At 36.9% G+C, this 21,880-nt stretch carries 20 protein-coding genes; 12 read left to right on the top strand and 8 right to left on the bottom strand.

Going from position 1 to position 21,880, the window contains the following annotated elements; genetic code table 11:
* Window positions 1-61 precede the first annotated feature (61 nt).
* A complete protein-coding gene (locus CPT03_RS02905) occupies window positions 62-1,489 on the top strand; it encodes a Gfo/Idh/MocA family protein (RefSeq protein ID WP_099437431.1) in 1,428 nt (475 codons plus the stop codon).
* Window positions 1,490-1,560: 71 nt separating this feature from the next.
* On the opposite strand, the gene CPT03_RS02910 is transcribed toward CPT03_RS02905, so the two are convergent.
* A complete protein-coding gene (locus CPT03_RS02910; protein WP_099437432.1) occupies window positions 1,561-3,411 on the bottom strand; it encodes an alpha-L-fucosidase in 1,851 nt (616 codons plus the stop codon).
* Window positions 3,412-3,426: 15 nt separating this feature from the next.
* A complete protein-coding gene (locus CPT03_RS02915) occupies window positions 3,427-4,293 on the bottom strand; it encodes an AraC family transcriptional regulator (protein WP_099437433.1) in 867 nt (288 codons plus the stop codon).
* 345 nt (window positions 4,294-4,638) lie between these two features.
* Here CPT03_RS02915 and CPT03_RS02920 point away from each other — a divergent pair, with 345 nt between their 5' ends.
* Entirely contained in the window at window positions 4,639-5,097 is a 459-nt protein-coding gene (locus CPT03_RS02920) for a two-component system response regulator (protein ID WP_099437434.1), read from the top strand.
* 34 nt (window positions 5,098-5,131) lie between these two features.
* Window positions 5,132-5,446: a recombinase family protein gene (locus tag CPT03_RS02925; protein ID WP_099437435.1), complete on the top strand. Its 315-nt coding sequence runs from the start codon at window positions 5,132-5,134 to the stop codon at window positions 5,444-5,446.
* On the opposite strand, the gene CPT03_RS02930 is transcribed toward CPT03_RS02925, so the two are convergent.
* A complete protein-coding gene (locus CPT03_RS02930; protein WP_157766331.1) occupies window positions 5,441-5,650 on the bottom strand; it encodes a hypothetical protein in 210 nt (69 codons plus the stop codon). The two genes, CPT03_RS02925 and CPT03_RS02930, sit on opposite strands and share 6 nt — an antisense overlap.
* 339 nt (window positions 5,651-5,989) lie before the next feature.
* On the opposite strand from CPT03_RS02930, the gene CPT03_RS02935 reads away from it, so the two are divergent.
* From CPT03_RS02935 to CPT03_RS02955, 5 genes are all read left to right on the top strand, one after another.
* On the top strand, window positions 5,990-8,059 hold the full coding sequence (locus CPT03_RS02935; RefSeq protein WP_172954128.1) for a sulfatase-like hydrolase/transferase: 2,070 nt from the start codon (window positions 5,990-5,992) through the stop codon (window positions 8,057-8,059).
* Between the two features lie 203 nt (window positions 8,060-8,262).
* A complete protein-coding gene (locus tag CPT03_RS02940; protein ID WP_099437438.1) occupies window positions 8,263-8,826 on the top strand; it encodes a UbiX family flavin prenyltransferase in 564 nt (187 codons plus the stop codon).
* Between the two features lie 36 nt (window positions 8,827-8,862).
* Window positions 8,863-10,182, top strand: a complete 1,320-nt coding sequence (mtaB, locus tag CPT03_RS02945; protein ID WP_099437439.1) for a tRNA (N(6)-L-threonylcarbamoyladenosine(37)-C(2))-methylthiotransferase MtaB — start codon at window positions 8,863-8,865, stop codon at window positions 10,180-10,182.
* Between the two features lie 31 nt (window positions 10,183-10,213).
* A complete protein-coding gene (locus tag CPT03_RS02950) occupies window positions 10,214-11,368 on the top strand; it encodes a prolipoprotein diacylglyceryl transferase (RefSeq protein WP_099437440.1) in 1,155 nt (384 codons plus the stop codon).
* Between the two features lie 14 nt (window positions 11,369-11,382).
* The gene (locus CPT03_RS02955; RefSeq protein WP_099437441.1) at window positions 11,383-12,177 is read left to right on the top strand and encodes an inositol monophosphatase family protein; all 795 of its coding nucleotides are present in this window, start codon (window positions 11,383-11,385) and stop codon (window positions 12,175-12,177) included.
* A 69-nt stretch (window positions 12,178-12,246) separates the two neighbouring features.
* Here CPT03_RS02955 and CPT03_RS02960 read toward each other — a convergent pair whose 3' ends face one another.
* The 3 genes from CPT03_RS02960 to CPT03_RS02970 form a co-directional block, all read right to left on the bottom strand.
* The gene (locus tag CPT03_RS02960; protein WP_099437442.1) at window positions 12,247-12,795 is read right to left on the bottom strand and encodes a NifU family protein; all 549 of its coding nucleotides are present in this window, start codon (window positions 12,793-12,795) and stop codon (window positions 12,247-12,249) included.
* A gap of 77 nt (window positions 12,796-12,872) precedes the next feature.
* The gene (gene purB / locus CPT03_RS02965) at window positions 12,873-14,219 is read right to left on the bottom strand and encodes an adenylosuccinate lyase (protein WP_099437443.1); all 1,347 of its coding nucleotides are present in this window, start codon (window positions 14,217-14,219) and stop codon (window positions 12,873-12,875) included.
* 137 nt (window positions 14,220-14,356) lie between these two features.
* On the bottom strand, window positions 14,357-14,569 hold the full coding sequence (locus CPT03_RS02970) for a hypothetical protein (RefSeq protein WP_099437444.1): 213 nt from the start codon (window positions 14,567-14,569) through the stop codon (window positions 14,357-14,359).
* A 207-nt stretch (window positions 14,570-14,776) separates the two neighbouring features.
* Between CPT03_RS02970 and CPT03_RS02975 the strand changes: the two genes are divergently transcribed.
* Window positions 14,777-15,343, top strand: a complete 567-nt coding sequence (locus CPT03_RS02975; protein WP_099437445.1) for an RNA polymerase sigma factor — start codon at window positions 14,777-14,779, stop codon at window positions 15,341-15,343.
* 1 nt (window position 15,344) lies between these two features.
* Entirely contained in the window at window positions 15,345-16,433 is a 1,089-nt protein-coding gene (locus CPT03_RS02980; protein ID WP_099437446.1) for a S1C family serine protease, read from the top strand.
* 73 nt (window positions 16,434-16,506) lie between these two features.
* On the opposite strand, the gene CPT03_RS02985 is transcribed toward CPT03_RS02980, so the two are convergent.
* A complete protein-coding gene (locus tag CPT03_RS02985) occupies window positions 16,507-16,875 on the bottom strand; it encodes a DMT family protein (RefSeq protein WP_099437447.1) in 369 nt (122 codons plus the stop codon).
* Window positions 16,876-16,953: 78 nt separating this feature from the next.
* Between CPT03_RS02985 and CPT03_RS02990 the strand changes: the two genes are divergently transcribed.
* Together CPT03_RS02990 and CPT03_RS02995 are read left to right on the top strand one after the other, a co-directional pair.
* On the top strand, window positions 16,954-17,880 hold the full coding sequence (locus CPT03_RS02990) for a DUF72 domain-containing protein (RefSeq protein ID WP_099437448.1): 927 nt from the start codon (window positions 16,954-16,956) through the stop codon (window positions 17,878-17,880).
* A 60-nt stretch (window positions 17,881-17,940) separates the two neighbouring features.
* Window positions 17,941-18,576 (top strand): peroxiredoxin, encoded by a 636-nt coding sequence (locus CPT03_RS02995; protein WP_099437449.1) that lies wholly within the window; start codon window positions 17,941-17,943, stop codon window positions 18,574-18,576.
* A gap of 51 nt (window positions 18,577-18,627) precedes the next feature.
* Here CPT03_RS02995 and CPT03_RS03000 read toward each other — a convergent pair whose 3' ends face one another.
* On the bottom strand, window positions 18,628-21,621 hold the full coding sequence (locus tag CPT03_RS03000) for a DUF2723 domain-containing protein (RefSeq protein WP_099437450.1): 2,994 nt from the start codon (window positions 21,619-21,621) through the stop codon (window positions 18,628-18,630).
* Between the last annotated feature and the right edge of the window lie 259 nt (window positions 21,622-21,880).

The following is a 21,880-nucleotide window of genomic DNA, read 5'->3' on the forward strand; positions in this document are numbered from 1 at the left end:
TCTGTGTTTAACCTGTGTATATTGCTAGTATAAACTTAATTAACCTTATATTAAACACAAGATGAAACCAAACCGTAGAAAGTTTTTACAACAACTGGCAATAGGTTCCGGAGCTGTGGCTATCGGCCTTCCTACATTTGCCAACGAAAATGCTCCCAGCGATCAGGAACTGGAAGCAGCATTAAATCTGGGCAATAGTAGTCAAAGATTCAATATGAGTGGATATGCCGCTCCAAAAATTGATAAAGTAAGGGTTGGGATAATAGGTCTCGGAATGAGAGGCCCTGGTGCGGTTTCCAGATTGTCGTATATAGAAGGAGTAGAGATCAAGGCACTTTGCGATAAATTACCAGCAAGAGCTACAGCTGCACAAAAATATTTAACAGATAAAGGCTTGCCTAAGGCAAAAGAATACTCTGGCGAAGACGGCTGGAAGGAAATGATCGAAAAGGAAGATCTGGATTTAGTTTATATTTGCACACCTTGGCATTACCACACTCCAATGGCCGTTTATGCAATGGAACATGGTAAACATGCTGCAACAGAAGTACCTGCGGCGCTTACCCTTGAAGATTGCTGGAAGCTAGTAGAAACATCAGAGAAAACCCGCAAGCACTGTATGATGCTGGAGAATTGCTGTTATGATTTCTTCGAAATGCTAACGCTTAATATGGCACGTAATGGGATGTTTGGTGAATTAATCCATGCCGAAGGTGCTTATATCCATAACTTATTGGGATTGAATTTCGATAAAAATGGATATGCCGATATGTGGAGGTTAAAAGAAAATATAAATTACAATGGTAACTTATATCCAACTCATGGTTTAGGTCCAATTGCACAGTGCTTAAACATCAACAGGGGCGATAAAATGGATTATCTGGTATCTATGTCTACCAATGATTTTCATATGGCACATGAGGCTGAAGAAAGAGCTAAAAAAGATGACTTCTACAAACAATTTGTAGGTAAAAACTATCGTGGTAACATGAATACCACAACCATCAGAACAGCTAAAGGAAAAACAATGATGTTACAACACGATGTAACATCGCCAAGAATTTACTCTAGAATCCACTTGCTTAGTGGTACTAAAGGCTTTGCAAGTAAATGGCCTGAACCTGAACGCATTTCATTTGGCGAAGAATGGGTAACTGAAGATGGATTAAAGAAATTATATGATACCTATAGCCCTCCAATTATTAAACATGTTGGCGAAATAGGTAAAAAAATAGGTGGACATGGTGGTATGGACTTTATCATGGACTGGCGCCTAATTGATTGCTTGCGCAATGGATTACCTCTTGATCAGAACGTTTACGATGCTGCATCATGGAGCTGTATAGTGCCATTAAGTAAAAAATCAGTGTCTAAAAAATCAGGTAGTGTTGATGTTCCAGACTTTACCAGAGGATCATGGGCCAGCAATGCGCCCGTAAGTTTAACACTTGATGGCGGTGGCAATACTACCGTTAGAAGCGTTAAATAAGAATAAGCTAAATAAAAAAGGGAGGGTATCTAAATCATGATACCCTCCCTTTTTTATTGTAAAACCAGTCTTTATAAATTGCTTTCAATAGCACCAACTTTTTCTCTGTAAAGATCAAGCGGGCCATCAAGCAGTACTGCTACAACTGTTAAATCTTTATCAAGTCGATCTGTCGGAAGTGGTATGTAAACAATACCAGGAACCGAGCTCCAGTACAGTTTGTTGTAAATTTCCGGCTCAACCATAGTTCCCTCGCCAACAATTCTAATACGGCTAATCTTATTCTTAATTCCTTTTAAAGCAATTGGCCCGGTAGGTTTTCCTTCTACAAAAAGATATACGGTCTGTTTGTCAGCAGATAAAGCACTCAAACCCTGATAATGTCCTTCAGGCAATCCTTTATCGGTTTTATATAAACTTTCTGCATTTTTAGTAACCCAATTAAATACCTCAGGTTTTAATTCTTTTTTGCCAGATTTAAAGTCCATACCATCGGCAGATAAATCAGAATCCTTAAACGGATTAGTGCCATTGCTTATTGAACGCGCAATGCTGTTAATTTGTGCTTTATAATCTACATTTTTATCGACAAGATCTTTAAAACTCAAAGTAACAAGAGGTTCATTGGTAACCTCAACCGGGCTGTCAAATTTTAACGCTATTACCGTAACATCTTTATCAGCTGCGGCAGCAGGAATTTTAACTGAAATGTTCTCTCCGTTATTTACAAAAGTCGCTTTCAAATCAGATCCCACAATTTTTGCAGAGCGAACAGCCGGTTTAATTCCGCTTAACAATAAGCCCCCATTGTCCGGAATCCAGTCTGCATATAAATAAAGTGTCTTTTTATCTGCCGATAATGCAGTTTTTCCATTAAAATGACCAGCCGGTAAGCCAGCATGTGTTCCATAAATTGCTTCAGCATGTTTTTTAGTCCACCTTCCTAAACCTTTCAAAATATTTACCTGTTCAGCAGCAATGGTACCATCAGCTTTCGGGCCAATATCTAGCAATAAATTGCCACCCATGCTAATACAATCAACCAGTGTGCGAACAATCATATTTGGCGATTTATATTTAAAATCATATGGCTGATATCCCCACGAATCATTCATAGTATAACACAATTCCCAATACTCGCTATTTGGTCTCAATACCGGTATACCCTGTTCTGGCGTTTCATAGTCGCCATGATGATTCAGACGGGAGTTAATGATAATATTAGGATTATGTTTTTTAAGATCCGACGAAATTTTCCCTGCCTGCCACTCCTCAGCTGAATGTTCCCAATCGCCATCAAACCATAGCAAATCAGGTTTAAAGTTTAATGAAATCTCATTCATCTGAGTATGTAAATACGTCTGGAATTTATCCCAGCGTTTAGGCTCTTCATTAAGTTTATACCGTTTTCTGTCTCTCGTAAAACCATCGTAATCAGGATAGCCCCAATCTGGTAAAGAGAAGTAGATACCCGTTTTAAGCCCTGCTTTTTTAACTTCCTTAACAAAAGGTGTAATCACATCTTTTTTAGCAGCACTGTTTTTTAAAGTTGTAGTTGCATCAATGCCTTTGGTGTCCCATAGCGATACACCATCATGATGCTTAGTAGTAATAACAGTATATTTTGCGCCACTTTCCTTAATCAGTTTAACCCATTCTTCTGGATGATAGTTAGCCGCGGTAAAGCCATTCAGCTGCTTCATATAATTATCATGATTGATGTAGTTGTTAAAAAACGACCACGATTCAGAGATGCCGTTTACAGAATATATGCCCCAATGTATAAATATTCCAAGTTTTGCATTAGCAAACCATTCCATTTTTTGCTTTTTCGCGTCGGTATCTTTAGCGCCTGGTTGCTGAGCGCTTAATTTGCCAAAAAACATTACCGCAAATAGTAATGGGGTTATTAGTTTTTTCATTTTTTTATGTGTGTGTTATTTTTGTAAATACGATTTCTGATAGGAAAGCGGACTTTTTCCGGTAATAATTTTAAAGTGTTTGTGGAAGCTCGCAAAATTGTGAAAGCCGCTTTCATAACAAATCTGTTTAACGTTCATGCTATCCTCTATCAGTAATTTGCAGGCATGGCCAACTCTTATTTCACTTATAAACTGAGTATATGTTTTTCTGGTTCTCGATTTAAAATACCTGCAAAATGAATTAGGGCTAATATTGGCCACGGCAGCCATTTCCTCCATCTGAATCTTCCTTTTAAAATTAGCTAGCGAGTAGTTATAAATGGCATTGATCCTGTCATTCTCTGTTTCTTCAAAATCATGGCGGAAACCTATAGATGATAACAAACTACTGTGCGAGTAGTTTTCTATAGCCAATAGAGCCTCTATAAGTAAAGTAATCCGTTTGGGGCCTTCTGCTGATAGAATAGATTCTATCAGTTCTCCAATTAATTTTTTGCTTTTATCCTGAACCTGCACGCCCCTTTGGGCACGTTCCAATAACAGCTTAAGCGATTTATTTTCGGGTAGGTTTAAAAAAGAACTGCCCCAAAAGTTCTCGCAAAAATGAACTACAACTACATCTGCGTTGCTTTTTTCGTCATTAAAATAATTGTCGTCAAATCGCCAGTAGTGGGGTAGATGAGCGCCAACAAGCACCACATCGCCAGATCTGAAACGCTTAATGCTATCGCCAATAAACTGAGTTCCGTTCCCTTTTTTAAAGTAAATCAGCTCAACCTCGGCATGGTAATGCCAGCGGTTATTAATGTAAGGTACCCTGTCTCTTCGAACGCTAAATGAGTTTACAGAATTGTTAGCTACTTTAAGCAATTGAGGTTTCATCGTCGTCTAATTTTAGTTGTCAGATGTAGGTCACTTAACCCAACCTTTAATTAAAAGTTGAGGCCAAGATCCGGTTCATTTGATTTGGTTAGATATTAATTTCTAAATGTAGAAAAATCTTTTAAAATTACCTAATTTGTTAAATAACTGATCTTTTTTTGTAAAAATCGCTTACTATTTGATGTTTTTTCTGCTAAAACAAAATTACGCAAACGTTTGATACTGGCTTTAAAAGGCGTTAATTTATAAGCAATGCAATGGGCATTAAATTTCAAAAACATAAGTAAAGAAAAATAAAACAGGATGTTTTTTCGTTTGTTATTATAAGCTATCTAATTAAAAGGTATGACTGAATTATCCGAAGAGCAAGAACGTGTACCAAAAAAGATCCTGATCATTGAAAATGACGACGGATTAATAGAATTACTAGAGGAACTATTTAATTACGAAGGATATAAGGTTAGGTGTTATAAAGAGGCCAGCAATATTTTTTCATTGATGGAAGATTTTGTGCCAGATATTGTGTTGTTAGATTATTTACTTCCAGGAATTAATGGAGGAGAATTATGTGCCCAGTTAAAAAAGGAACCTTCAACTGCCCACATTCCGGTAGTTATATTTTCGGCATATTCACAAGTACTGCTATCTCTTGGCAGTTATGGTTGTAATGCATTTATTGCGAAACCTTTTGAACTAGCATCATTGTTAAACCAAATTAATAAATGTTTAGAAAATCCTTTAAAGGTTTTTACCACAAAGGGGTTAGATAAAAAAGCTTCGGCATCTGCGGGTATTAGTAAATAATTGAACTTAATTAGGTGCCAATATAGTTTTAGCCATGAATGCAATTGGTTACATAAGGGTATCACCATATCTGGAGCCTGTAATAGCTCAGGAAACCGCGATTAAGGAGTTTTGCCGGCAAAAGGGATTAAACCTGCTAATAGTATTTAAAGATACAGGTGAGTACAATGAGGATATGGAGCGCGAGAGTTGGCTTGCCCTGGAAGAGTATGTGAAATACAATGAAAGCAATGTTGATTTTTTGCTATTCTTATTGCCTGCAAAAATAACACGGTTCAATAAAATGATAGACCAGATTCAAGATCACTTTAAGCAGCGATACGGAGTGATGCTGGTGGCAGTTCTATAATTCGCCCAGATGTTCGCTTATGGCAAGACCCAGCTCATCAACCTGTTTATGAGTTAGTGAACCCCATATTTGCTCCCATTTTTCGTCTTTTCTGATCTGTGACTCCTTCCCGTCTACATTGCATACGTAGTAAGGTATCCCATCGGTAGTTTCTGCATGCTTAACCTCTACCTTAATTTTTTCTTGTTCGTTGTTATGAAGCATAACAGTGAACTTTATGTCTTCAGATGCTTCCATGATTCTATAATTTAAGTTTTGCAACTTATATAACAATTATTTAGTGCTAAAGTTTAAGCAATGTTCCTGAACTGATCTGGTATTTTTTTGTAATTCACTATACCAGGTCCTCACATAGTTCACACATTCTACACACATCCTTCACAAAAAGGTACCTGTTTGTGTATTTGGTGTGAAGGAGGTGTGAAGAATGTGTGAAGAAAAGCTAATCTTGTGAAGAACTGTAAATTAAACAGCATAAAAGATACATTACCAAAATTTTTAAGTTGCTTATATTTGATGCATATTAATATTCATTTTAAGATAATGGTAAAAGGAATTACGAAATTGTTTTTATTAGCAAGCTGTGGTTTGATTATTCTAATACCTGCTTTTGTTAACGCGCAATCAAAAAAGAGCAATGCTGCAAAACCCAATATCATTTTTATCTTAACAGATGATCTGGGATATGGTGATCTGGGTGTATTTTTTCAGAATCAAAGAAGGGATAAGGCAGATCCGAAACTGCCGTTTCAATTAACACCCAATCTGGATAAAATGGCCGCAGGCGGAGCCCAATTAACCAATCAGTACTGTAATGCGCCTGTTTGTGCACCATCAAGGGCATCGCTGTTAACAGGGGTTAATCAAGGCAATGCCAAGGTACGCGACAACCAGTTCGATAAACAAATAGAAAATAACCACACCCTTGCCACTGTTTTGAAAACTGCAGGATATGCTACCGCTGCGATTGGAAAATGGGGCTTGCAAGGCGAAACAAAAGATGAACCTAACTGGCCTGCGCATCCTCAAAAAAGGGGGTTCGATGATTTCTATGGCTATATGCGCCATGCTGATGGGCATGAGCACTATCCTTTTGAAGGAGTTTATAGGGGCAAAAAAGAAGTGTGGGATAATTATAAAAATGTAGCTCCCGATTTAAGTAAATGCTACACTACCGATTTATGGACTGCAAAGGCTAAGAAATGGATAGTTGATCATGAAACGGCTAAAGGACCCGAAAAACCTTTCTTTATGTTTCTGGCTTACGATTCTCCTCATGCCGTTTTAGAGCTACCTACACAGGCTTATCCTGAAGGCAAAGGCTTGAAAGGAGGTTTACAGTGGCTTGGAAACCCAGGTAATATGATAAACACTGCATCTGGTAAAGTAGATTCTTATGTGCACCCTGATTATAAAAATACGAAATGGCCTGATACCTATAAACGATACGCTACTGCTACCCGAAGAATTGATGACGCAGTAGGGGATATCCTGCAGCTTTTAGAGGACCTGAAAATTTCAGATAATACAATTGTTGTTTTTACTTCTGATAATGGTCCATCTATAGAATCGTATTTACCTGTCGGGTATGTACCCAACAGTCCACAGTTTTTTTCGAGTTATGGTCCGTTTGATGGGATAAAAAGGGACGTGTGGGAAGGAGGTTTAAGGATGCCTACACTGGTTGCCTGGGCGCAGCACATTCCTGCTGGCAAAGTAGTAGTATCGCCAAGTATGCTATCAGACTGGATGGCGACTTTTGCAGATGTTGCAGGCATAAACGCACCGGCCCGAACAAATGGAGTATCATTGGTTCCATCTTTAACCGGTAAAGGGAGCCAGGCAGAAAGTTTAATTTATTCCGAGTATTCTGAAGGTGGTAAAACACCCGATTTTAAAGAGTTTGAGGCCAGCAGAAGAGGTAGGAAAAGAGGACAGATGCAAATGATCCGTCTCGGAGATTTTGTTGGTGTACGTTATGATGTAAAATCAGCAGATGATGATTTTGAAATATATGATATTGTAAGCGATCCGAAGCAAACTACTAATCTGGCCTCAATACCTTCATGTAATGAACTGCAGGCGCAAATGAAAGCAAAATCGCTGCAGGTAAGAAAAGCTGATCTTGAAGCCCCAAGACCATATGATAAGGCTGAAATTCCGGCAGTAGAAATTTTAGATAAAACATACACAGGGCTATCATGGAAGTTTTTTAAGGGCAATTTTCCATACGTAGTTTTAGAAACAGGATTAACTGAAGTTTCGAAAGGGGTGAGCAAACATTTAGGAAACGAGGTGCCAAAATCAAGCGGGGGTATGACTTTGTTAGAAGGTTTTATTAAGGTGCCTAATGATGGTGAGTATAGCTTTTCATTACAGGCCAGCGGAAAAGCCTACATGAGAATTCATGAGGCAGAGCTAATTGATGCAGATTTTGGTTACCAATCTGTAAGTCAGGAAACTGAGCGTGTCTATTTAAAAGCAGGCAACCATCCGGTAAAGATTTATTATTTGAGAGAAGCAGGTAAGGAACGCATACTTTCTTTAAAAATGAGATATAAAGATGGCGACTGGAAACCACTTAAAGGAACAGATTTTTTCTCTGTTAAATAATTTATTAACCGGATTTTCGGAGTTCGGAATAATATTCTAATTAAGATGAGAAAAAAGTATGTTTAAACTTTCATTTATTCAAAAAGATAATTACATTTGGGCTTACCCTTTCGGGGGTATGTTTTTCATAGGTAGATGTAGGGTCGAAATTAATTTTTCGGCCCTTTTTTGTTTTCTAAGGTTCCCGTATCTTTATCTGCGTTATGAGGAAGAAGAAAATTATTGTCGCAATTACTGGTGCCAGCGGATCTGTTTATGCTAAATTACTGTTAGATAGTTTGTTGCAATTGTCGGGTCAGATTGAGAAGGTAGGAGTAGTGATGTCTGACAATGCCAAAGAAGTGTGGCGCTTTGAACTTCAGAATCAGGATTACGAGAATTATCCTTTTACTTTTTATCCTAAAATGGATTTTAATGCACCATTTGCATCAGGATCGGCAAAGTTTGACACTATGATTATTATTCCATGTTCAATGGGCACTCTGGGCCGGATTGCACAAGGAATTTCTAACGATTTAATTTCAAGAGCTGCAGATGTTGTATTAAAAGAGCGAAGAAAATTAATAGCAGTGGTTAGAGATACTCCTTTTAGCCTTATTCACATCAATAATATGAAAACGGTAACAGAGGCAGGGGGGATTATATGTCCGGCAAGCCCGTCTTTTTACTCCCTGCCTAAAACTATAGAAGAGGTTGCCCAAACAGTGGTAAGCCGTGTAATAGATCTTGCTGGGCTGGAGCAGGATAGTTATCGCTGGAATGAATAGTTTTTTCCTATCTTTGCAGGCTGTTAGGAACACTGAATGAAGAAGGTTGCATTTTATACACTAGGTTGTAAGTTGAATTTCTCTGAAACTTCAACAATAGGCAGGCTGTTTACTGATGCCGGATATAGCGTTGTTGATTTTACTGATGGGGCAGATGTATATGTAATAAATACCTGTTCTGTTACTGAACATGCTGATAAAAAATGCCGTAAGGTTGTAAAAGAGGCACTAAAGTACTCGCCTAATGCCTATGTAACAATAGTGGGCTGCTATGCTCAGTTAAAGCCTGTTGAGATTGCCGAAATTGAAGGTGTTGATATGGTGCTTGGTGCTGCAGAGAAATTTAGGATTGTTGAGTATATTTCTGATCTTACCAAACAACCTAAAGCCGTTATTCATCAGCAAAACATAGAAAAAGTTAATCATAATTTTATTGCTGCCTATTCAATAGGTGATAGAACACGTACATTTTTAAAAGTACAGGACGGTTGTGATTACCCATGCACCTATTGCACTATACCATTGGCACGTGGTGGCAGCAGAAGTGATACCATTGAAAATGTGGTAAATCGTGCTAAGCAAATTGCAGAAAGTGGTGTTAAAGAAATTGTACTTACAGGGGTAAACCTTGGCGATTTTGGAATAAGAAACGGACAAAGAGAAGATAAATTCTTTGACCTGGTAAAAGCGCTTGATGAGGTTGAAGGAATAGAAAGAATAAGAATATCGTCTATCGAACCGAACCTGTTAAGCAATGAAATTATTGAATTTGTGGCTACTTCTAAAAGATTTGTACCTCATTTTCATATCCCTCTGCAATCAGGATCTAATAAAATATTAGGTTTGATGCGCAGACGTTATCAAAGAGAACTTTATACAGAACGTGTAGCTAAAATTAAGGCATTAATACCTAATTGCTGTATCGGGGTTGATGTGATTGTTGGATTTCCTGGCGAAACCCATGAAGATTTTCTGGATACTTATCAGTTCTTAAATGAGCTTGATGTTTCTTACCTGCATGTATTTACCTATTCTGAACGCGAGCAGACAGCTGCTGCTGAGATGAAAGGTGTTGTTGCAGGAAGTGCCAGGGCCGACAGGAGTAAAATGCTTCATATCCTTTCTGATAAAAAGAGGAGGGCCTTTTATCAATCTCAGATTGGTTCAGTTGGCGAAGTGCTTTTTGAAGACGATCAAAAGAACGGTTTTATGCATGGCTTTACTAAAAACTATGTAAAAGTTAAAGCTAAATATGATCCGGTAATGGTAAATGAAATCAAAACCGTAAAACTTATTGAGCTTACCGCCGATGGCGAAGTAGAAGTTGCCGAAACAGAAGAAGTTTTAGCGCATTAATACTATATTCGCATAAAACTTTTTTGTACGTATGTTTCCTACTGTATCTCATTTTTTAGAATACCTTTTCGGTATTCAGGTCCCGTTGCCGTTTAATACATTTGGTGTTTTTGTTGCTTTAGCTTTTATTGCAGGTTATTGGGCTTTTACTCAGGAATTTAAACGTAAAGAGGCTCTGGGTATTCTTCATTCAATTAAAAAAACTGTTACTGTTGGTAAACCTGCTTCTACCACAGAGCTTGTTTATAATGGGATATTTGGTTTCCTTATTGGATATAAATTGGTTTACGCACTGGTAAACTATCAGCTATTTGTTAGTGATGCCCAAACGGTTCTGCTTTCATTAAAAGGTAATATACTTGGAGGTTTGTTTTTTGCAGGTTTATTTGCTTACTGGGATTACAAAGAGAAAAATGCACATAAATTACCGAAGCCAAAAACTGTTGAAGTAACACAACATCCATACGAATTAATGGGCACCCTTATAGTTTGGGCTGCAGTATGGGGCTTTTTAGGAGCAAAGATATTCGACAATCTGGAGCATTGGGATTCGTTTGTGAAAGATCCTATTGGCAGTTTGTTGTCATTTAGTGGCCTTACGTTTTACGGTGGTTTAATTTGTGGCGGTGCCGCAGTACTATATATAGCCAGGAAAAATAATGTTAAAGTATTGCATATGCTTGATATTGGTGGGCCTGGGATGATGTTGGCGTACAGCGTAGGTAGAATTGGCTGCCACATGTCTGGCGATGGCGATTGGGGAATTCCTAATTTAAATGCCAAGCCAGTTTCATGGCTTCCGGATTGGTTATGGGCTTATACCTATCCAAATAACGTTGCTAACGAAGGAAATCCTATAGCGGGTTGTGTTGGCAGGTTCTGTAACGAATTGCCTCAGCCAGTATACCCAACACCTATATACGAGGTAATTGTATGTTTTATATTGTTCCTGATCTTATGGAAGATCCGTGACCGCATTAAATCTCCGGGAATGATGTTTGGTATATATTTAATGTTAAATGGCCTTGAGCGCTTCTTTGTTGAATTGATCAGAGTAAACACTAAATATAATGTTGCCGGTATACATTTTACACAGGCAGAGTTAATTTCAAGTATCCTGTTTTTGTCTGGTTTGGCTCTTGTTCTGTATTCATATAAGAACAAAGAAAAACTGGCTAATTATTAAAATCTGTTTCTGAGTTGAATTACGAATTAATATGTTCTAAGGTAATTGCTGTTACCCGTTTAACAGGCAATTTTATAAGAAAAGAGTCGATGAACTTCGATGCAGGTGCTGTCGAGTTTAAAGGCTTAAATGATATGGTTTCTTATGTAGATAAGAATGCGGAGAAATTATTGGTTAGAAATTTAGCCAAACTGATTCCCGAAGCTGGTTTTACTACAGAAGAAGAAACGATAAACAGTAAAGGTGCTGTGTATAACTGGATCATAGATCCGTTAGATGGTACTACTAATTTTATTCACGGGGTTCCTACTTATTCTATAAGTATAGCCTTGTACGAAGAGGATAAGCCTGTTATTGGTGTGGTTTACGAGATAAACCGTGGAGAGATGTTTTATTCATATAAGGGTGGAGAAGCGTATTTAAATAATAAAGTGATCAGGGTTTCTCCAAGAACAGCCTTGTCGGATTGTCTGCTGGCTACCGGATTTCCTTATTATCAGTTTGAAAAGCAGGCGCAATACATGCAGCTGCTTGGAGAAATGATGCAGAAAACCCATGGTTTAAGACGTATAGGTTCAGCTGCGGTTGATTTGGCTTATGTTGCTTGCGGTAGGTTTGATGCTTTCTTTGAGTATAACCTTAACGCCTGGGATGTTGCGGCCGGAGCTTATCTGGTACAGCAAGCCGGAGGAAATATATTAAACTTTACCGGAGGCAATGAATTTATTGAAGCAAGGGAAATTCTGGCTACAAATGGTTTGGTTGATGGTGAAATATTGGAGGCTATTAAGCGGAGTTTTAATAGTTAAAAAGAAAACAAAAAAGAAATGGCCTGTTTCATATTGAAACAGGCCATTTCTTTTTTGTTTGAACCGAGCTTACAAAGCTTCAGATACAACCTCTTTTACTTCGGGAACCATGCGCTGTAATAAGTTCTGGATTCCTGATTTTAAAGTAATGGTAGAAGAAGGACATCCGCTGCATGAACCTCTAAGTTCAACAGTTACTATTCCATCATCAAATGATTTGTAGCTAATGGCACCACCATCTTGTTCAACCGCAGGGCGAACATAATCGTGTAGAATTTGTTGTATCTTGATCTCAAGATCCGTTCCTTCAAAAGTAGGGGTCTCGTCAGTTTCTTCTTTAATTTTATATTCAGATTCAACAGCACCTTTAACAAATTCTTTAAGAATTGGTTCGATATCCGGCCATTCAACACCCTCTGTTTTTGTAATGGTTACAAAGTTACTTGCAAAAAAAACGCCATTAACAAAGTTGAACTTAAACAGTTCCTTTGCGAAAGGAGAGTGCTCAGCACTTTCTTTAGTTGCGAAATCCTCACTGCCATTGATCAATAATTTATTGACCATGAATTTCATTGTAGCAGGGTTAGGAGTTTGTTCAGTATATACGTTAATAGTCATTGTCTTATTTTTTCTACAAAAATAAATAATTCACCGGTGCTAATTAAGGTATTGGTGTCTGTTTTAGGTCATTAAATCTAAAATACGCCTGTATAGTTAAAAGGAGTTATTTTCTTTAATTCCTGTTTAATCTGATCATCCACATTTAAGCCATCAATAAAAGTTGCCATAGTATCAGCAGTAATCTTCTGATTGGTGCGGGTAAGGTCTTTAAGCGCTTCGTATGGATTAGGATAGGCCTCTCTTCTAAGAACTGTTTGAATTGCTTCAGCAACTACCGCCCAGTTGTTTTCAAGATCTGCCTCAATAGCCTCACTATTTAATAATAATTTGTTTAAGCCTCTTAATGTTGATGCAATAGCTATTGAAGTGTGGGCAATAGGCACACCTACATTTCTAAGCACTGTAGAATCTGTAAGGTCTCTTTGTAAACGTGAAATTGGCAATTTAGCAGCAAAAAATTCGAATAAAGCATTTGCTATACCTGCATTACCCTCTGCATTTTCAAAATCAATAGGGTTTACTTTATGAGGCATTGCCGATGAGCCAACTTCGCCTTCCTTAATTTTTTGTTTAAAGTAATTTTTAGAAATGTAAGTCCAGATGTCTCTGTCCAGGTCAATAATAATGTTGTTTATTCTCTTTAAAGCATCGCATTGCGCAGCAAACTGATCGTAATGCTCAATTTGAGTAGTATATTGAGCACGCGAAAGGCCCAATATCTCATTTACAAAATTATTAGAGAAATCTACCCAGTTTACACCAGGATAGGCAATATGGTGTGCATTAAAGTTACCCGTTGCGCCACCAAATTTTGCGCTGTTAGGGATGCTTTTTAAGCCGTTTAGCTGAACCTCTAAACGCTCTGCAAATACCATAAACTCTTTACCAAGTTTAGTAGGTGATGCAGGCTGCCCATGGGTGTGGGCAAGTAAAGGTACGTCGTTCCATTCAGCAGCTAAGTCTTTTATTTTAGCAATCAGCTCAGTTATTTGAGGATAGTAAACCTCATTTAAAGCTAATTTAATGGTAAAAGGTATAGCAGTATTGTTAATGTCCTGAGATGTTAGGCCAAAATGGATAAATTCTTTATAAGCTTCGAGACCTAATTGATCAAATTGTTTTTTTATAAAATATTCAACCGCTTTAACGTCGTGGTTGGTGATTTTTTCAGTGTCTTTAATTTCCTGAGCATCGCTATCGTTAAACTGCTCATGAATTAAGCGTAATTTCCCGTAAATAGATTTGTCGAATTCTTTTAAACCTGGCAAGCCGGTTTCACAAAGTGCAATAAAGTATTCAATTTCTACAAATACTCTGTATTTTATTAATGCTGACTCTGAAAAATATTTAGAAAGGCTTTGCGTAGTGTTTCTATAACGACCATCAACAGGTGAAATGGCTTGAAGAGGAGATAAATTCATGAATTTGACTTGTTTTTACAAGCGCAAATGTAGCATTTATTAGCCTTTTAATGAAGTAAGGTTGCTGAAAAGCAAAACTTTGGGTAACAAAAAAGGCCTTGGAGATTCCAAAGCCTTTTTTATTTTTTAAATAATGACTAGTGTTTAACTGAGTCAGTAGCAGTAGTAGTAGTAGTTACAGTTGTATCTTTTACAGCTGAATCAGTTACGTTAGTGTCAACTTGAGTAACAACAGTAGAAGAATCAGTTACAGTAGTATCTGTAGATTCACCTTTTTTCTCAGAGTTACAAGCTGCTACTGATAAAGAGATTGCTAAAGCTAAAAAGCCAAATTTAAATGCGTTTTTCATTCTAATTCTATTTTAAATAATTAATTAATTTTACACTTAATACAGCAAAGTTTAAAAGGTAACCCACCTAATTGAAAAAAAATAAAAAATATTTTAATCGTGGTTACTGGGTTACTCTTTATAATATTGCCGTATTAATGAAGAAATAAAAAAAGTATTTTTTTTTGTTATCATTGGGTTACCATTCACGTTTAAATGTATTAATTGGTGAGTAATAAGTTAAGCAGTTCAGTTCCAACAGATAGAGAGGTAGTTTTAGGGGTCTTAAATAACTCAGAAGAAGCGCTAAATAAATTGTATACGGGGTATTTTCCGATGGTTTTACAGTTTATATTAAATAATAACGGTGATGAGGATGATGCAAAAGATGTGTATCAGGAAGGCATAATTGTTTTATATAATAAAATTAGAAGCGGAGATTTTGAGTTAAGCAGTAAACTAAAAACATATATATACTCAGTTTGCAGACGAATTTGGTTAAAGAAGCTGGCACAGCAAAGCAAGAAAACCAATAACGTTTCTGACTTTGAGGATGTGATAGCGATAGAAGAGGATGTTGAACAGCATGAAGAGAAGGATAAGCAATTTGATAAAATGCAAGAAGCACTCCTCCATTTAGGTGAACCCTGCAAAACCATTATTCAGGACTTTTATATTAACAACCTTTCCATGCAGGAGATTTGTGAAAAGTTTGGGTATACAAATACCGATAACGCAAAAACACAAAAATATAAGTGCTTGCAAAGGTTAAAGAAATTATTTTTTCAATCGTGATATGAGGAACGAAATAGAGTTAGAGGGCATAATTGAAGATTACCTTAATGGTAAGCTTACTGAAGCTGAAGCAGCCGCTTTTGAGCAACTACGTTTAAATGATCCAACTGTTGATCATAAAGTTGTTGCGCACAAGGTTTTTCTGGATTCATTAAAAGATTATGCATCAAATCTTGATTTGAAAAACAAGATGGATTATGCGCATGATCAGATCGATGTTGATGCATTGAGCAGAAAGCTTGGGCCGCATCCTTCGTTTATTGTTAATATGTGGCGTAAAAATAAATCAGCAATTGCTGTGGCAGCCTCTTTTATATTATTAACAATTGTTACCATCTATTCTATACAGCAAACTACAGAGCAAACAGGTAGCTATAAACAAATGAGTGCTGAGCTAAGCAAGCTTAAAAGTTCTACAAATAACCTGATCCGAGATGTAAAATCCAGTCAGAACTCAAAAGTTCCTGTTAAACCTGTGAAATTTGGAGGTACCGGTTTTGCAATTTCTTCTAACGGATACATTTTAACAAGTTATCATGTAATCGAAAAATCTGATACAGTTTATGTTCAGAACAATAAAGGTGACCTTTATAAAGTTGACATTACCTACAAAGACCCTACTAACGATATTGCTATTCTAAAAATCAGAGATAAAAAATTCTCATTAGGTTCTTTACCTTATTCATTGAAAAAGGGAAAAGTTGGGCTTGGGGAGTCTGTTTACACACTTGGTTATCCTAAAGATGAGGTAGTGTTAGGAATAGGTTATTTAAGTTCACAAAGCGGTTTTAACGGCGATACTTTAGCTTATCAGTTATCTCTTGATGTTAACCCTGGTAATAGTGGTGGACCATTGTTAGACAATAGTGGAAATGTAATAGGCATAATCAATGCTAAAGAAAGCTATACCGATGGAGCAACTTTTGCTGTAAAAGCAAAGTTCCTTCAGGAAGCATTAAGCTCTATCCCTCAGGACTCTATTGTAGGAAGAATATCTTCTGTTAGAAAGAGTAAATTATCGAAATTAGAACCATCAAAACAAGTGTCTAAAATTCAAGACTACGTGTTCATGATTAAAGGTTATAACTAGTAACTAACACTTAAAATAAAAAAGCCTGTATCATAATTTGATGCAGGCTTTTTTATTTAGAGATTTTCATGAATTAAGCCCTGAAAATAAAATAAACAGCTCCAATAAGTAAGCTAAATCCGATAAGGTGATTGTAATTGAAGTGAAAGTTTTTAAATGCCAGGCTCGAGAAAATAACAAACACAATAAGTGTAATTACCTCTTGCAGTACCTTTAATTGCATTAACGAAAAGGGTCCGCTTAATTCAGATGAACCAATGCGGTTTGCAGGTACCTGAAAACAATATTCAAAAAAAGCGATTGCCCAGCTTAGCAGAATAATTGTCCATAAAGAGGGAGAATAGGCAGAGTTTTTTGGAAAGAATTTTAAATGCCCATACCACGCAAGGGTCATAAAACTATTTGATAGAACTAGAAGACCTATCGTATAAAAATATTTCATAGCGTTTTACTTTTTTTAACTAAGGTAATTAAGCTACTTTTAAGGTTCATTATAAATTGCAAAAAACAATACATTAATATGGATTTTGGAAAGGTAGCAGATAGCCAGATAAAAGATGTAGATTTTACACTACCACAAGATGGTTTACAGACTTCGAAAACGCTGTTGAAAGGTAAGCCTGCTAAAAAACCCGAGTTTTATATTGGTTGCGCTAAGTGGGGCAGAAAGGAATGGTTAAATATGATTTATCCGCCAAAAACCAAAGAAGCCGATTTTTTGGATCAGTATGTAAAACATTTCAATTCTATAGAGTTGAATGCAGTTTTTTATAGTATCCCTAATGCAGAGCTAATTAAGAAATGGAAAGCCAAAGCCGAAGATAACTCAAGCAATAGCTTTATTTTTTGTCCTAAATTTTCAAGAACAATCAGCCATATTAAAAGGCTTAAAGATGCGGAAGTACCAACAGACCTTTTCTTGGCAAGCATTTCAGAGTTTGGGCAGTATTTAGGGCCATGCTTTTTGCAGCTTGGCGATAACTTTACGCCTAAAAGTTTGCCTGTTTTGGAAGAGTATTTGAAATACCTACCTATCGATCTGGCTGTTTTTGTAGAGTTAAGGCACGAAGGATGGTTTTTAGAAGAAGCAAATAGAAGCCAGGTATTTGATATGTTGGCAAAGCTAAATAAGGGAGCGGTAATAACTGATGCGAGCGGAAGGAGAGATTGTGTGCATATGGAATTAACAATACCTGAAATATTTATCCGTTTTGTTGGAAATGGATCAGCTCATCAGGATTCTGACTTTGCAAGAATTGACGATTGGGTAGTTAGAATTAAAGAATGGTTAGATAAAGGGCTGGAAAAAGTATACTTCTTTTTGCATCAGCACGATGAAAAGGATACTCCAATTCTGGCCGATTATACTATTAAACAGTTTAACAAACACTTAGGCAGCAAAATTCCTGATATTAATTTTATTACAAAAACAGGAGAATTATTTTAAATAGTATACCTAACTTGTAGACATTAATATTTACTTTTATTTTAACTAAAAAATATAATTATGAGTTTAAGAATAGGGGACGCAGCTCCCAATTTTAAGGCAGAAACTTCTATAGGTAACATCGATTTTTATGATTTTCTGGGTGATAGCTGGGGAGTTTTATTTTCTCACCCTGCAGACTATACCCCGGTATGTACAACAGAACTTGGACGTACTGCATCTTTAAAGGGAGAGTTTGAAAAAAGAAATGTTAAAGTATTGGCACTTAGTGTTGATTCTGCAGAGTCTCATAAAGGCTGGATTAAAGACATTAACGAAACTCAAAACACAAATGTTGAGTTTCCTATTATTGCAGATGAGGACAAGAAAATTGCAGATTTATATGACATGATTCACCCGAATGCTTCGGAAACCTTAACTGTACGCTCGTTGTTCATCATTTCTCCTGATAAAAAAGTTAAATTGATGCTAACGTATCCTGCTTCTACAGGACGTAATTTTAACGAGGTATTAAGAGTGATTGATTCATTGCAGCTTACTGCAAATTATAGTGTTGCAACTCCTGCTGATTGGGAAGACGGCGAAGATGTTGTTGTAATGAACAGTATTAAAACAGAAGATATTCCTGCAAGGTTCCCTAAAGGGCATAAAGTGATTAAACCTTATTTAAGAACTACACCACAACCTAATAAGTAATAAATAAACATAAAACAGAAAAGGGGCCTATAGGCCCCTTTTCTGTTTTTATTAACTAAATCTGGCCAACAGTTCTTCGTACTTCTTACCAATTTTATTGCTCAGTTCAGTTTGCTTATAACCTTCAGTAACTCTATGAAGGTTACTTAATACATACATGCCCAACTTAATGTCTCTTATATAGGCATTAAATCGTTCAGGTTCTAACGAAGCGATATAGGTTAGCTCTTTATTTAAAAATTCAAAGGTTTCATTTGTTAGTGAATTGGCTGCTTTAATCTCATTTAAAGCATACATATTTTGAATGGTCTGAAATCTGTTTATTGAATCATCAATCGAATAACTTTTAAGAGGGATATCTTTAACACTTTTCACCAGAATGTTACGTGCCTTATCCATTTTTCCTTCCATTACAAGGTTAGTTGTAAGGGAGTTATAAGCGGTCCAGGAGCTTTGCGCAACTCTTCTGCTTTCCGGATCCATGTATTTAGCCGTTTTAAAGCCTTTAAAATCAAATTTATGCATCAGATTATCGTACATCAAATCGCTATTGGTTTTCTCCAGTTTGTCTCGCGTATCATTAGGGTCAACTTTAAAAGGAAGTAAACGCAGCGCATATCCTTCAAGGTAAAGGTATTTGCCCAAGCCAACATAAGTATCTTCAGATACATTTGATTCAAAATATATTGGTCTTTCCCAATTGTTGTTGGCAATGATATCCAATAACGCCAGGTCTGATTTGAACATGATGTTCTTATTGTAATTCCATTCCATTTGTTTGGCTACTTTATCTTTGTCCTTAGCAGAAATGGTATGTGTTTTTATCAGTTGATCGGGATCAACAGTGAGTTTAAAGTTTTTAGTAGGAAGGAAATTCACGAAGCTACCATCGGTTAATGGTAACATATCGCTTTTTTCATCAGAGGTTAGTACCGATAACAGGTCTTTAAGTTCCACACTATCCTTAATCCCAAAATCATCATATTGAATATAATCCCTAACTCCATTTACATATTTTTCTGTTGGCATTTTAACCGGCAGGGGTGCCGAATTATTCAATTTTAATTTCATCTGATTGATATAAGAATCATCAGAAAGATATTGAATGTTTACCACCCTGATATCTGTACGGATTCTCTCAACTTCCTGGGCATACCATAGTGGGAACGTATCATTATCAGCCGTAACAAATAATATGGCATTTGGAGCGCATGAGTTAAGGTAGTTTTTGGCCCATTCAAGAGCAGTTGTTTTGCCAGAGCGGTCATGATCTCCCCAGCCCTGAACGCCCATAATTGCCGGTGCAGCCAACAAGCCAACCAAAGAAGCTACTACCAGACTCAATTTAGGTGCATTAAAGCGCGATAACCACTCCCTGATAGCAAATACCCCAAACCCAATAAAGATGGCGTAGGCATAAAAAGAACCCACGTAAGCATAATCCCTTTCTCTTACCTGTAGGGGATCCTGGTTTAAATAAATTATGATGGCTAAACCTGTAAATAAGAATAGTGTGGTAATTACCAGAGTGTCATTCCTGTTTCTGCGGTACAAAAAGAACAAGCCAGCAATACCTAGTATTAATGGTAAACCATAAAATCTGTTGAATCCTTCATTGTCAACTATACTTGGAGGCAGATTAGTTTGGTTTCCGAGCCTTACAGCATCCAGTGATTTAATGCCGGTTATCCAGTTTCCCTCGCTATAGCCACCCTGACCTTGATTGTCATTTTGCCGACCAACAAAGTTCCAGAAGAAATAGCGCCAGTACATAAAACCTACCTGATAAGATGCAAAAAACTTTAGGTTTTGGGCAAAGGAAGGTGTTTGTCCATCGGCAAGGTTTAGCCATTGCTTGTAAAAATTTATATGACCTGGTTTGTCACTATATGTTCTCGGAAACAATAGATTTTTATCATATTCAATATCTACACCTTTTCCCGAAACCTCATATTTTTCTTTTCCTTTTCTGTACTTAGTGAATGTTTCATTTCCACTAATTTGTCTGGCATCAAAAGTTTGCCCATATAAAAGAGGTGTTTTCTCATAATTTGTACGGCCTAAATATCCATATAGTGCAAATGCATTATCAGGATTTGAAAGGTTTAAACTTGGTTTTGCGTCTGCCCTTATAATGATTAAAAAGTAAGAGCTGAAGCCGAACAACACAAACGTAAGGCATATCATACCCAGGTTAAGGTTGTACTTTTTATGTTTAATGGAGTAGTAAATGGCAAAGCTGATACTGCCAGCCAAAAGTAGTATAAATGCCATAGCACCGTATCCGAAACCAAAACCCAGTGTGTTTACAAAGAACAAGTCGAACTTGGCAGCAAACAATACAAAATATTGAATAATTACAAACTGAACTATTACCCATATAACACCTGCAGCAGCTATTGCTTTAATAATGCCAAAGGTTGTTGGTTTTGCTGTTTTTTTAAAGTAATAAACCAGTACCACAGCCGGAATGGCCAATAAACTTAATAAGTGAACCCCTATAGATAAACCAATTACAAATGCTATAAGCACTAACCAGCGATCATCGGTATGCTGTTCCCATTTTAAAATTGCCCAGAATACAATTGCGGTAAATAATATAGAAAGTGAATATACTTCCGATTCAACGGCTGAGAACCAAAAGGTATCGGAAAAGGTAAATGCCAATGCACCAACTACACCTGTAGCAATAACGGTAAGTGTATCTGCGATTGTTTTTTCCTTTGTGTAAAGTTTATTTGCGATCAGGGTAATAGTCCAGTACAGGAACATTACAGTAGCTGCACTAAAAATTACAGAGCTAAAGTTTATCCAGTAAGCAATTTTTGTAGTATCGCCGCCAGCTAATAAGGAAAATAGTTTTCCTATCATAAGAAACAAGGGAGCGCCAGGCTGATGGCCCACCTGTAATTTATCGGCTGCGGTAATGAATTCTCCGCAGTCCCAAAAACTTACAGTTGGTTCCATAGTCAGCCAGTAGACCACTCCGGCAAAAAGGAAAAGGAGGAAGCCTACAAGATTGTTAATTTTTTGATATCGGTTCATAGTTTGAGGGTAATTTCTTAATAGTAAAAATAACTAAAACATTGAAGGTTAGCTGATTCAGGAATGTTAAAGTATGTTAAAGAATGTTAAAATGGGCAGGAGAATAAACTTTAGTCATCATAAAGTAATTCCGTGTATTTGTGGCAACCCTTTGTTGCTCAATTACGTAAATGATTAAAAGGAATAGTTGATATTCTTTTTTAAGGGAGTTGAATCTATCACGATTAAAGGTGATAGGTGAGGGCGATGAGGTCCCGGA

Origin of the sequence: Pedobacter ginsengisoli, from assembly GCF_002736205.1 — a bacterium.
GTDB classification, from domain to species: Bacteria; Bacteroidota; Bacteroidia; order Sphingobacteriales; family Sphingobacteriaceae; genus Pedobacter; species Pedobacter ginsengisoli_A.

What these genes read in the sequence shown, in the direction of transcription:
- CPT03_RS02905 (WP_099437431.1), top strand. Translation starts at nt 62, where the DNA reads ATGAAACCAAACCGTAGAAAGTTTTTACAACAACTGGCAATAGGTTCC.
- CPT03_RS02910 (WP_099437432.1), bottom strand. Translation starts at nt 3,411, where the DNA reads ATGAAAAAACTAATAACCCCATTACTATTTGCGGTAATGTTTTTTGGC.
- CPT03_RS02915 (WP_099437433.1), bottom strand. Translation starts at nt 4,293, where the DNA reads ATGAAACCTCAATTGCTTAAAGTAGCTAACAATTCTGTAAACTCATTT.
- CPT03_RS02920 (WP_099437434.1), top strand. Translation starts at nt 4,639, where the DNA reads ATGACTGAATTATCCGAAGAGCAAGAACGTGTACCAAAAAAGATCCTG.
- CPT03_RS02925 (WP_099437435.1), top strand. Translation starts at nt 5,132, where the DNA reads ATGAATGCAATTGGTTACATAAGGGTATCACCATATCTGGAGCCTGTA.
- CPT03_RS02930 (WP_157766331.1), bottom strand. Translation starts at nt 5,650, where the DNA reads ATGCTTCATAACAACGAACAAGAAAAAATTAAGGTAGAGGTTAAGCAT.
- CPT03_RS02935 (WP_172954128.1), top strand. Translation starts at nt 5,990, where the DNA reads ATGGTAAAAGGAATTACGAAATTGTTTTTATTAGCAAGCTGTGGTTTG.
- CPT03_RS02940 (WP_099437438.1), top strand. Translation starts at nt 8,263, where the DNA reads ATGAGGAAGAAGAAAATTATTGTCGCAATTACTGGTGCCAGCGGATCT.
- mtaB (WP_099437439.1), top strand. Translation starts at nt 8,863, where the DNA reads ATGAAGAAGGTTGCATTTTATACACTAGGTTGTAAGTTGAATTTCTCT.
- CPT03_RS02950 (WP_099437440.1), top strand. Translation starts at nt 10,214, where the DNA reads ATGTTTCCTACTGTATCTCATTTTTTAGAATACCTTTTCGGTATTCAG.
- CPT03_RS02960 (WP_099437442.1), bottom strand. Translation starts at nt 12,795, where the DNA reads ATGACTATTAACGTATATACTGAACAAACTCCTAACCCTGCTACAATG.
- purB (WP_099437443.1), bottom strand. Translation starts at nt 14,219, where the DNA reads ATGAATTTATCTCCTCTTCAAGCCATTTCACCTGTTGATGGTCGTTAT.
- CPT03_RS02970 (WP_099437444.1), bottom strand. Translation starts at nt 14,569, where the DNA reads ATGAAAAACGCATTTAAATTTGGCTTTTTAGCTTTAGCAATCTCTTTA.
- CPT03_RS02980 (WP_099437446.1), top strand. Translation starts at nt 15,345, where the DNA reads ATGAGGAACGAAATAGAGTTAGAGGGCATAATTGAAGATTACCTTAAT.
- CPT03_RS02985 (WP_099437447.1), bottom strand. Translation starts at nt 16,875, where the DNA reads ATGAAATATTTTTATACGATAGGTCTTCTAGTTCTATCAAATAGTTTT.
- CPT03_RS02990 (WP_099437448.1), top strand. Translation starts at nt 16,954, where the DNA reads ATGGATTTTGGAAAGGTAGCAGATAGCCAGATAAAAGATGTAGATTTT.
- CPT03_RS02995 (WP_099437449.1), top strand. Translation starts at nt 17,941, where the DNA reads ATGAGTTTAAGAATAGGGGACGCAGCTCCCAATTTTAAGGCAGAAACT.
- CPT03_RS03000 (WP_099437450.1), bottom strand. Translation starts at nt 21,621, where the DNA reads ATGAACCGATATCAAAAAATTAACAATCTTGTAGGCTTCCTCCTTTTC.